The following is a 10,404-nucleotide window of genomic DNA, read 5'->3' as shown; positions in this document are numbered from 1 at the left end:
GTTAATGAAGTTTTAATATGATACAATTTTTACTTTAAAAAAGTGATTAAATTTATAGAAGGAAAATAATGACTTTGCTTGATGGTAAAGCTTTAAGCGCAAAAATCAAAGAAGAATTAAAAGAAAAAAATCAATTTTTGAAAAGCAAAGGGATTGAAAGCTGTTTAGCTGTTATCTTAGTTGGAGATAATCCTGCAAGTCAAACTTATGTAAAATCTAAGGCTAAAGCCTGTGAAGAATGTGGAATTAAATCTTTAGTTTATCATCTTAATGAAAATACTACACAAAATGAACTTTTGGCATTGATTAATACCTTAAATCACGATGATAGTGTTCATGGAATTTTGGTTCAGCTTCCCTTACCTGATCATATTTGTAAAGATTTAATACTTGAAAGTATTATAAGTAGTAAAGATGTTGATGGCTTTCATCCTATTAATGTAGGATATTTAAATTTAGGCTTAGAAAGTGGGTTTTTGCCTTGTACTCCACTTGGAGTTATGAAGCTTTTGAAGGCTTATGAAATTGATTTAGAAGGAAAAGACGCTGTTATCATAGGTGCTTCAAATATAGTAGGTCGTCCTATGGCTACTATGCTTTTAAATGCTGGAGCTACAGTAAGCGTTTGTCATATCAAAACCAAAGATTTGAGCCTTTATACTAGGCAAGCTGATTTGATTATAGTAGCAGCAGGTTGTGTGAATTTACTTCGATCAGATATGGTAAAAGAAGGAGTGATTGTTGTTGATGTTGGAATTAATCGTCTTGAAAGTGGAAAGATAGTTGGAGACGTGGATTTTGAAGAGGTATCTAAAAAATCTAGTTATATAACTCCTGTTCCAGGTGGAGTAGGTCCTATGACTATAGCTATGCTTTTAGAAAACACAGTTAAATCTGCTAAAAATAGACTTAATTAAGGAAAATCTATGGAAATTTTAAAGAAATTATATAAATTTTCACAGTCTTGGACTGGAACTGTAGTTATTGTTCTTTTGGTGATTTTTTTCTTTATACAAGCTTTTGTTATTCCTTCTGGTTCTATGAAAAACACCTTGTTGGTGGGGGATTTTTTATTTGTTAAAAAATTTAGTTATGGTATCCCAACTCCTCATATTCCTTGGTTGGAAATTCCTGTTTTGCCAGATTTCAATAAAGATGGGCATTTGATAAAAGCACAAGGGCCACAAAGAGGAGATATAGTTGTTTTTAGAAATCCTAGAAATGAAAAAGAACACTTTGTAAAGCGTTGTGTAGGTATAGGAGGAGATAGGATAGTTTATGCAAATAAAACACTTTATGTAAGAATGCATGAGGGTGATGATTTTATGAGAGAACATTATCCGAATGATCTTGTTACTCTTGGAGGGCAAATTTATGTAAAAGAACCTTATAAACAAAAAGGTATTCATTATGATCCAAAAAAAGATATAGAAAGTGATATTTTACGCTTTCTTAGCATAGGTGATTTTGCTATGTCTCCAACTTATATTAAAGAACTTGGAAATCATATAGGTTTTAGTGGTGGAAATGCTTATGTTTTTGATGTGCCTGAAAATGAGTATTTCATGATGGGTGATAATCGTGATTATTCTTATGATAGTCGTTTTTGGGGTTCTGTTCCTTATAGGTTGATAGTAGGTAAACCTTGGTTTATATATTTCTCTTGGGATAAAGATAAAAATGTTCGCTGGGAAAGGATAGGGCGTTTTGTTGATACCTTGGAAAATGATGAGCAATATATCCATGATCATGATGATGAGGATAAATTAAGCTAATGTTTGTGAAAAACACAAACATTATATTTTTAAAAGCGTGATTTCATCACCTTTTTTTAATTCACTTGTATTTTCTTCGCTTATAAGCAAAAACTCACTTTTAACAAGTGGAAGTATCATACCAGAGCCAAATTTGTTTTCGTTAAATGGTGTAAAAATACCTTTTTCTAAATTTCCTAAGATGAGATTGTTTCTTCCACTTTTAAGCTTTAAATCTATACCCATTGTAGCATGAAATTTTAAAGTATTTTCTAAATTTCCGCTTAATAAAGCAACAATTTTTTTAGCAAAAATAAAACAAGAAAGATAAGCTGCCATAGGATTTCCTGGTAAAATCAATACGAAATTTTCACCTTTTCTATAAAGCTTAGTAGGTCTTGCAGGGCGTGCTTTTAGTCCTTTAAAAAGCGGAGTAAAGCCTAATTCATCTAAAGCTTTTTCCATAAAATCAGCCTCACCAACACTTGCACCTCCTGAAGTGATTAAAAGATCAAAATTTGTATTTTCTAAAGCCTCTTTAGTGCTTTTAAAATCATCTTTGATAATACCTAAATAAGAAGCATTTTGAAGCATGGTTAGTAAAGGCAAAGCATTGGCATTATAAATACTTTCTTCATCGCATTCTTGCCAAGGTTCTTTAAGTTCATTTCCGCTTGAAAAAATTCCTATGCGAATTTTTCTTATGACTTCTATTTTATAAAGCCCTTGAGAAGCAAGTAGGGCGATATGTTTATCATTAAGTTTAGTGCCTTTTTGAAGCAAAAGTTCGCCTTTTTTTAATTCTTCGCCTTTGTAGCGATAGGCATTGTATTGTTTAGGGGCTTTTTTAATGATGAGTTTATTTTCTTCTATATACTCATCTTCTAGCATTAAGATAGTATCAGCATTTTTGGGCATTTTAGCCCCTGTCATAATTTTATAGCATTCATTTTTAGCAATTGTATAAAAATTTTTATCTCCTGTGAAAATAGTCCCTTTAATCTCCAAAGCCTCATTGACATCAGCATAATTAAAAGCATAGCCATCAAGAGCAGCATTGTCAAAACTGGGTAGATTTTTTGTAGCGTATAAATCTTTAGCTAAAATTCTATCCTTTGCTTTTTCAAGGCTAATAAGCTCACTTTCATCTAAGCATGAAATTTGATTTTCTAAGTCTTTTAAGGTTTCAAAGATATTTTTCATTCTTCAAGCCTTGTGATTTTCACACCTAAACCTTTAAATTTTTCTTCCAAATTTTCATAACCCCTATCAAGATGGTAAATTCTATGGACTTTGCTTGTGCCTTTAGCTGCAAGAGCTGCTAAGATAAGGGCTGAAGAAGCACGCAAATCTGTAGCCATGACATCAGCAGCGTTAAGTTCTTTTCCGCCTACTATAGTAGCAATATGACCATTTAGTTTAATATCTGCACCCATTCTTAAAAGTTCACTTACATGCATGAAACGATTTTCAAATAGTCTTTCATCGATAATACTAGTTCCATTAGCTTTTAAAGCTAATGCCATAAACTGCGCTTGCATATCGGTTGGAAAGCCTGGATATTCGCTTGTCATGATTTCTACAGGTTTAATTTCTTTAGCAGGAAGTAGAGTGATGCTATCTTCTGCAATCAGGGTTTCAAAACCCATTTGATGAAGTTTTGCTAAAACTGCACTAAGATGAGTGGCATTAACTTTATTTAAAGTAATTTTAGAATTTGTAATAGCCCCAGCACAAAGATAAGTTCCTGCCTCAATTCTATCAGGTATAACACTAAATTCTTTAAATTCTAAAAGTTCTCCATCGCTGCCATAAATTTCAAGCTCGTCTGTACCTATGCCTTTGATTTCAAGTCCTGCGTCTTTTAAAACTTCGCAAAGTTGAACAACTTCGGGTTCTTTTGCAACATTTAAGAGTTTGGTTTTACCTTTAGCTAAAGCTGCTGCCATGATGATGTTTTCGCTACCTGTAACCGTGATTTTATCAAAAAGAATTTCATTGCCTTTTAAATTTCCACTAGCTACGACATAGCCTTGTTTGATTTGTATATTTGCCCCCATTTTTTCCAAGGCTAAAAGATGTAAATCAATAGGTCTTTGTCCTATGGCACATCCACCAGGCAAAGATACTTCACAATGCCCAAAACGAGCAAGTAAAGGCCCTAGGGTAAGTATGGAAGCACGCATTTTGCGTACAATGTCATATTTGGCTATAGTTTGATTAAGGGTGTTTGTGTTTAATAAAGCACTATTATTTTGAAAATTGACTTTAGCTCCTAAATTTTCTAGCAAAGATATAAGAGTTTTTATATCAGCAACATTAGGAATATTGTTGATTTTTGCTTCATTTTTAGCAAGTATGCTTGAAACGATCAAGGGTAGGGCGGCATTTTTTGCCCCGCTTATTGCAACATTTCCGCTTAGATGATTTGTGCCTTCGATTTCTAGATAAGTCATATTTTTCCTTGAAAAAGTTTAAAAATGCACTATTATAGCATTCTTAAACTTTTGAAAAAATATAATCAAGCTTGTTGGCTTTGGAGTTCTTGAATTTGAGCTTGAATTACATCTGCTTGAGATTTTAGCACATCAATTTGTTTTTGAAATGTCGTTTTCATTTGTTCGTTAGCGTTTGTCATTTTTTGAGTAAGTTCTGCAATTTTAGCTAAAATTTCGGCTAATTTTGCTATTAAAGCCTCTAATGTGGGATTTACGCCACCTTTGCTACTTTGAATGGAATTTTGGTCTTTGTGGTTTTCTATTTTTTCTTGACTTACTTTGATTTCATATTCTTTTTCATTTTTTGAATTTGCTTGACTTAAACTTCTTGCTTCATCTGAAATTTGAATTTTAACCACATTGTCACTATGAACATTACTTGCTAAATCATTGTTTTTGTTTATTTGTGTTTGATAATTGCTAAAATTTGTTGTCAAAGTATCTATTTTCATCTTAAATCTTTTTAAATTAATTTATATTGTTATCGGTTTTTTTATTTATAAATTTATATTAATGATAATTATTTTAAGGATATTTTATTTTAGATTTTCATATTTATATTTTAAATGCAAAAAAGACTAAAGTTTCATAAAGTTTTTAAGTATTTTTTTACCTTTTTGAGTTAAAACCGCTTCAGGGTGAAATTGCAATCCATAAATAGGATATTTTTTATGTTTAATTGCCATAATAATATTTTCTGAATTATGAGCTAAAATTTTGCATTTTTTAGGCATAGAGCTAATATGTAAAGAATGATATAAACAAATTTCAATTTCTTTTTTAATACCTTTAAAAATAGGATCTTTTTTAAAATAAAGTTTAGAAATTTTACCATGCATGGGATTTTGCATTTTAGAAACCCTACCGCCAAAAATTTCAGCTATACACTGATGTCCTAAACATATACCTAAAATTTTTTTATTTTTTTTAAAATATTTGATTGCTTTTAAGCTTAATTTAGATTCCTTAGGAGAATGAGGCCCAGGAGAGATGATAAGATGAGTGAAATCAAATTTTTCTAATTCTTTAGCTTTTTTAAAGGCATCATTTTTTATCACTTTACATTCAAAACCAAGTTCTTTAAGATAATAGATGATGGTATAACTAAAAGAATCATAATTATCTATAAATAAAATTTTCTTCATTGTAATTTTACCTTTTTTAAACCACGCACGGAATTAATGCAATAAATATTTTCTGCTTCAAATAAATCTTGTTTAAATAATGCTTTTTCTTTTATCAAACCAAGATTGACTAAGAAATTTCTATATACGCCATTTAACATACCACTTTGAATTTGTGGAGTATAAAATTGAGCGTTTTTTTCTAAGATGAGATTGGTTCTTGAGCCTTCGCAAAGTTCATCTTTTTCGTTAAAAAAAGCTATGTCATAACACAAGTTTTGTTGCCATTTGTATGAGTGTTGATTATAACAAGTACGTAAAGAGCTTTTGTGATAGAGATTGTCACTTTTTGAGTTAATTTTATCATCACTTAAAAGCAAAATATCGTTTGAATTTTGTTTTAAGGCACTTTGTTGAAAATCGTATCTTCCGTCTTTGTATAAAATAAGCTTTAAAATTCCTTCTTTATGTGGATTTTTAAAGGGTAGGGGAAAATTATAAAATAAAGAATGTTTTTTGTGGAAAATTTTTTCATCGAGTTTAAAAAGTGTAAAATTTTGATATTCTTTATAAGAACTTTTTTGGTTTAAAATATTATAAAAATCTTTAAAGAGCTTGTGAGTATTAAAATTAAATTTAAGAGCTGAATTTATAAGCCTTAATAAATGTTCTTTTAAAAATAAAATTTGAGAATTTTTAAAATACATGGTTTCAAAAAGATGAAAATCACAAGGATTTAAGATTGCGCTTTTAAGTTTTAATTCTTCAAATTCATCTTTGAATTTTGAGTCCCAAACCAAGCCACTACCGGTGCTATAAGTATAAATTTCATCTTGTTTTTCTAAGGTGCGTATGGCTACGCTAAATTTATTTTTATTTTTGTGTATTAAACCTATAGTTCCGCAATAAATACCACGATCTCTTTGTTCTAATTCTTCAATAAATTTAATGCTTTCAAGCTTTGGAGCACCTGTAATAGAACCGCAAGGAAAGAGAGCTTTAAAAATTTGATATAAAGAAATATTTTTTTTAAGTTTTCCTTGTATGCTTGAAGTCATTTGATGTAAAGTAGGGTGACTTTGAATTTCAAAAAGTTTGGTTTTTAAACTTTTTTTTGTGATGATTTTTGAAAGATCGTTACGCAAAAGATCACAAATCATAACATTTTCACTTAGATTTTTTGTATCATTTTGCAAGAAGGTTTTATTTTCTTCATCTTTTATAGGATCTTTATCACGCTTAATCGTGCCTTTCATAGGTTTTGTAAATATTTTTCTTTTTTTGGTTTTGAAGAAAAGTTCAGGAGAAAAGGATAAAATTTCTCTTGTTTCATCTTTTATAAAAGCTTTAAATTCAGTATCTTGTCTAGAAAGCAAAAGTTTAAAAAGTTCAAAAGAATCCATTTTGCTATGAAATTTAAAATTTTGAGTGAGGTTGATTTGATAAACTCTTCCTTTGGAGATCGCCTCTTTAACTTTAACGAAATTTTCTTTGTAATTATCTTGATCTAAAAAATTTATAAATTCAGGAATAAATTTTTCTTCATCAATATCTTCTTTTTGAAGTTTTTTTCTTTTTTTAAAAGCAAATACAGACAAATAAGCTTTTTTGCTTGTGAAATTTTTATCTTGAAAATATCTATATAGCTCATAATCAGCAGGCATTAAAATATAAAAATCATTTTTATATTTTTCTATAAATTTAAAGCATTTTTTACATTCTTTGTGGTTAAAGGCTTTTAAAATGTGTTTTAAATCATAGTAAAAATATTTACCAAAAACAGCGTAGTTTTTAAGAGTCACTTAATTCCTTTGCAACCTGTGCGGCAAGTTTTAATTTATCATTATCAAAATGAGTGTAAATTCTTGAAGTGTTTAAACTTGCATGCCCTAAAGCTTCTTGAACTAAAACTAAATCTTTTTGTTTTTTATAAAGCAGGGTGGCAAAAGTATGACGCAACATATGAGCACCATTTTTTTGTTTGCGAATTCCTGCGCGAAATAAAAGCTGTTCTACTATACGACTGACATAAGATTGAGTCAGTGGAGTGCCTTTTTTATTGACAAAAAGTAGGGCGTCTTTACTCATATAATTGATACTTACATTTTTAAGCAAATCGTAAATAAGTTCTTTTTTTATCATTACAACACGATATTTATTGCCTTTAGCTCTTATTCTTATGATATAAAGATCGTTTTCTTCGCTAATATCACCCATTTTGATATTGATAGCTTCGCTTACCCGTATGCCTGTAAAAATGATGATTTTAATAATAAGTTTATTGCGTATGGTATTGTTTTTAAAATCTGCATTTTCAATAGCATCAAGAAATTTTTTAAGCTCTTCTTCACTCATAAATTCAGGTAATTTCACCCCTTTAGAACCTGCTATACCTGCCCAGTTTTTAAGATTGATATCGAAAATATGTGCTTTTTCATCTTCTTCGTTTTGCTTGTCTAAAAAATCAAAAAAATTAATCACAGCAATACGGTAATTTTTTTTACTTGCATCTGATAAAGCACCTGTTATGCTTGCTAAAACTTCTACAATAAGTTCTTCATCAATCTGTTTTAAAGAGTAAAGCTTGTAAAAAATTAAATATTCAAACACTTTTTTTAAGGGGTTAAAATAAGTATTAACCCCACTTAAACCAGCATTTCTTGCTTTTTTTGCTAGAGCGTCAAGTTCTTCGATGTTCTTTACACCTTTTGTAAGAGCAAAATTAACTTCTGCTAAAGCTTGTGGATTTTTTAACTCTTTGTTAGATAGCGAGTTGAGTTTAAATTTTACATATTTTGCCAGCCAAAATAAGAATGATTTTTCAAAATTTTCTTCACAATCTAAAGGGTATTTCATAAAAACTTTTCCTAAAATCTAAAATTTTTAGCTTTTTAACTATAAAAGGTATTTTAGTATTAACTTAGTAAAAAAAAGCTTTTTTGGGAAAAAGTTTGTTTTTGCATGCGAGGAAAAAAGATTAAAATATTTTTATTAAATAAATCTTATATCAATCATAAAAAGATATGATAAAAGGTAAAAATATGTAAAATTTATAATTTTATATTGAAAACTGTAATTTTCAAACTTTTTTATATACACCTAGATTATTCTACTTTGATATAGATTAAGCTACTATTTTTACATGCTTTTATGATTTTACCTTTTGAATGAAATAAACTTATCCACAAAATATAATGTAAAAAATTGATAATTTTATTTTGTAAATTAAAATTATATTTTACTTTTCTTGAAAACTATAAAGAATATTTAAAAATTAAATTATTTTATATTATTATCAAGATATATATAAAAATGATAGCTTGTGTATTAAATTTTTTAATCCCCTATTCTTGATTTTTAGTTAAAGTAAATATTCTTAGTTATAAAATTTTTAAGAATATTTTTATTTTAATAGTTTTATAATGATTATTACATAAAAACTTAATAAAAAGTTTTATCAAAACCAAATTTCAAGGAGAAGGTAATGAAATTTCCAGTAAAATTAGTAAGATCTATTGTTGTATGTGCTTTTTTAGCAGGCATAAGTGCTAGTGCATTAAGTGAAGGTAAAGAATATGTAATTCTTAAAAATCCTATTGCTAACGCTGATAATTCATTGATTGAAATTTTTTCTTATCGCTATACTCATTGTTATGATCATCTCAAATTTAATACCATGGGTAAAGTTAAAGAAAAATTACCTAATTTAACTTATAAATTTTATCCTGTAAGTTCTATGGGAGATTATGGAAAGCAAGCTAATGAAATTTTTGCTTTTGCGGCATTTAAGGATGGTGTAAATAAAACTGATCTTACGGATAAAAATAGTTTAACTCATAAAGTTGCTGAAGCTTATTTTAATGCATATTTTAAGAAAAAACAAAGATGGGAAAATGGTAAAAATCCTGAAGCTTTTTATAGTGTCGGTTTAAAAGCAATGAATGTAAATAAAGTTGATTTGGAAAATTTCTTAAAAACTTCAGAGGCTGCAGAGCTTTTAAAAAGTTACGAAATTGCCAACCCTATTTCGCAAAATTATGACACCCTTGCTTTTGTTTTTAATGGAAAATATCAAATCATTCCAAGTGCAATCAACTCTCCAGAGGCTTTGATTGAAATTATTAAAGAACTTAGCAAGCAAAAATGAGAGTTGTATAAAAATGAAAGATAATTGCAGAAATTTTTCACTTTCTAAATGGCAAGATACGCGCAAGCCTTGGTTAATTTTGATTATAGTTACTATAGGGCTTACTTGTATAGCACATTTTTTATTTCAAGAATATCTTTTTATGGAACCTTGCGAACAATGTGTATATATAAGATTTGATATGCTTGTTATAGCTATAGGTGGTATGATTGCATTAATCAACCCTGCAAATAATATTATAAAAATTTTTTCTTATAGTTTAGCTTTTTATGGAATTTGGCTTGGCTTGGAGCATTGTCTAACTTTAAATCATATTCATGAAGTGGTTCATTCTGAAAATCCTTTTGCAGGTGTAGATGGATGTCGTGAAATTCCTATTTATCCATTTAATTTACCTTTGCATGAGTGGGCTCCTAGTTGGTTTTTGCCAACAGGAGAATGTGGGATGGATACCCCTGTAGTTCCAAAAAATGCTTATAATCATCTCAATGCTTTTCAAAAATTTTTTATAGGAACTCTACCTGATTTTGAAAATGGGCTTTATAGCAATGGTTGGTATTTGATTCCTAGTTTAAAGTTTATGAATATGGCAATTTGCTGTCTTATAGCATTTTTATGTTGTTTTATTGTGCTTTTTGCAATGTTTATAGCCTATGTTTTAGATAAAAATAAACCTAATGCTAAAATTTTTGCATTGGTGATTGTTATTTTGGTTTTAGTGCTTAAATTTATAGGCGAACCAAAAAATCCAAATCAAAATATAGCTAGTTTAATTCATTTGAATCAAGTCATTTAAAGATACTCTTAAAATACGCAACAAATTATTTTTGTTGTGTATTATTAAAATTTTATTAAGCTATTTTATGATGGCTTAAATAATT

General features: G+C 28.9%; 10 protein-coding genes. 4 read left to right on the top strand and 6 right to left on the bottom strand.

The window, feature by feature from the left end; translation table 11 throughout:
• The first annotated feature begins 68 nt into the window (after positions 1-68).
• Together folD and lepB are read left to right on the top strand one after the other, a co-directional pair.
• On the top strand, positions 69-917 hold the full coding sequence (gene folD, locus ELQ06_RS05655; protein ID WP_002852542.1) for a bifunctional methylenetetrahydrofolate dehydrogenase/methenyltetrahydrofolate cyclohydrolase FolD: 849 nt from the start codon (positions 69-71) through the stop codon (positions 915-917).
• A 9-nt stretch (positions 918-926) separates the two neighbouring features.
• Entirely contained in the window at positions 927-1,775 is an 849-nt protein-coding gene (gene lepB / locus ELQ06_RS05650) for a signal peptidase I (protein ID WP_052781840.1), read from the top strand.
• 21 nt (positions 1,776-1,796) lie between these two features.
• Here lepB and ELQ06_RS05645 read toward each other — a convergent pair whose 3' ends face one another.
• From ELQ06_RS05645 to ELQ06_RS05620, 6 genes are all read right to left on the bottom strand, one after another.
• On the bottom strand, positions 1,797-2,957 hold the full coding sequence (locus tag ELQ06_RS05645) for a molybdopterin molybdotransferase MoeA (protein WP_052793855.1): 1,161 nt from the start codon (positions 2,955-2,957) through the stop codon (positions 1,797-1,799).
• Positions 2,954-4,210, bottom strand: coding sequence for a UDP-N-acetylglucosamine 1-carboxyvinyltransferase (murA, locus tag ELQ06_RS05640; RefSeq protein ID WP_052793854.1), 1,257 nt, complete (start codon positions 4,208-4,210; stop codon positions 2,954-2,956). The genes ELQ06_RS05645 and murA overlap by 4 nt, the downstream gene beginning before the upstream one ends.
• Before the next feature lie 65 nt (positions 4,211-4,275).
• A complete protein-coding gene (gene fspA2 / locus ELQ06_RS05635; protein ID WP_052781837.1) occupies positions 4,276-4,704 on the bottom strand; it encodes a flagellum-secreted nonflagellar protein FspA2 in 429 nt (142 codons plus the stop codon).
• A 126-nt stretch (positions 4,705-4,830) separates the two neighbouring features.
• Positions 4,831-5,397, bottom strand: coding sequence for an aminodeoxychorismate/anthranilate synthase component II (locus tag ELQ06_RS05630; RefSeq protein WP_002871815.1), 567 nt, complete (start codon positions 5,395-5,397; stop codon positions 4,831-4,833).
• The gene (locus ELQ06_RS05625; protein ID WP_052797717.1) at positions 5,394-7,178 is read right to left on the bottom strand and encodes a bifunctional anthranilate synthase component I family protein/aminotransferase class IV; all 1,785 of its coding nucleotides are present in this window, start codon (positions 7,176-7,178) and stop codon (positions 5,394-5,396) included. The genes ELQ06_RS05630 and ELQ06_RS05625 overlap by 4 nt, the downstream gene beginning before the upstream one ends.
• Positions 7,168-8,232, bottom strand: a complete 1,065-nt coding sequence (locus ELQ06_RS05620) for a tyrosine-type recombinase/integrase (protein ID WP_002872858.1) — start codon at positions 8,230-8,232, stop codon at positions 7,168-7,170. Before ELQ06_RS05620 ends, ELQ06_RS05625 begins: the two co-directional genes overlap by 11 nt.
• Before the next feature lie 628 nt (positions 8,233-8,860).
• Between ELQ06_RS05620 and ELQ06_RS05615 the strand changes: the two genes are divergently transcribed.
• Complete coding sequence (locus ELQ06_RS05615; protein WP_052797716.1) at positions 8,861-9,523, top strand: thiol:disulfide interchange protein DsbA/DsbL; 663 nt, start codon at positions 8,861-8,863, stop codon at positions 9,521-9,523.
• A gap of 13 nt (positions 9,524-9,536) precedes the next feature.
• Positions 9,537-10,319, top strand: coding sequence for a protein-disulfide oxidoreductase DsbI (gene dsbI, locus ELQ06_RS05610; RefSeq protein ID WP_052797751.1), 783 nt, complete (start codon positions 9,537-9,539; stop codon positions 10,317-10,319).
• Positions 10,320-10,404 lie beyond the last annotated feature (85 nt).

This window comes from Campylobacter sp. CH246, from assembly GCF_004378835.1.
GTDB lineage: Bacteria > Campylobacterota > Campylobacteria > Campylobacterales > Campylobacteraceae > Campylobacter_D > Campylobacter_D jejuni.
Note: the sequence above shows the minus strand (reverse complement) of the source record. Positions and strands in the feature narration are given on the sequence as shown.

Excerpts from the sequence above, each read along its gene's own strand:
- folD (WP_002852542.1), top strand. The coding sequence starts at position 69 with ATGACTTTGCTTGATGGTAAAGCTTTAAGCGCAAAAATCAAAGAAGAA.
- lepB (WP_052781840.1), top strand. The coding sequence starts at position 927 with ATGGAAATTTTAAAGAAATTATATAAATTTTCACAGTCTTGGACTGGA.
- ELQ06_RS05645 (WP_052793855.1), bottom strand. The coding sequence starts at position 2,957 with ATGAAAAATATCTTTGAAACCTTAAAAGACTTAGAAAATCAAATTTCA.
- murA (WP_052793854.1), bottom strand. The coding sequence starts at position 4,210 with ATGACTTATCTAGAAATCGAAGGCACAAATCATCTAAGCGGAAATGTT.
- fspA2 (WP_052781837.1), bottom strand. The coding sequence starts at position 4,704 with ATGAAAATAGATACTTTGACAACAAATTTTAGCAATTATCAAACACAA.
- ELQ06_RS05630 (WP_002871815.1), bottom strand. The coding sequence starts at position 5,397 with ATGAAGAAAATTTTATTTATAGATAATTATGATTCTTTTAGTTATACC.
- ELQ06_RS05620 (WP_002872858.1), bottom strand. The coding sequence starts at position 8,232 with ATGAAATACCCTTTAGATTGTGAAGAAAATTTTGAAAAATCATTCTTA.
- ELQ06_RS05615 (WP_052797716.1), top strand. The coding sequence starts at position 8,861 with ATGAAATTTCCAGTAAAATTAGTAAGATCTATTGTTGTATGTGCTTTT.
- dsbI (WP_052797751.1), top strand. The coding sequence starts at position 9,537 with ATGAAAGATAATTGCAGAAATTTTTCACTTTCTAAATGGCAAGATACG.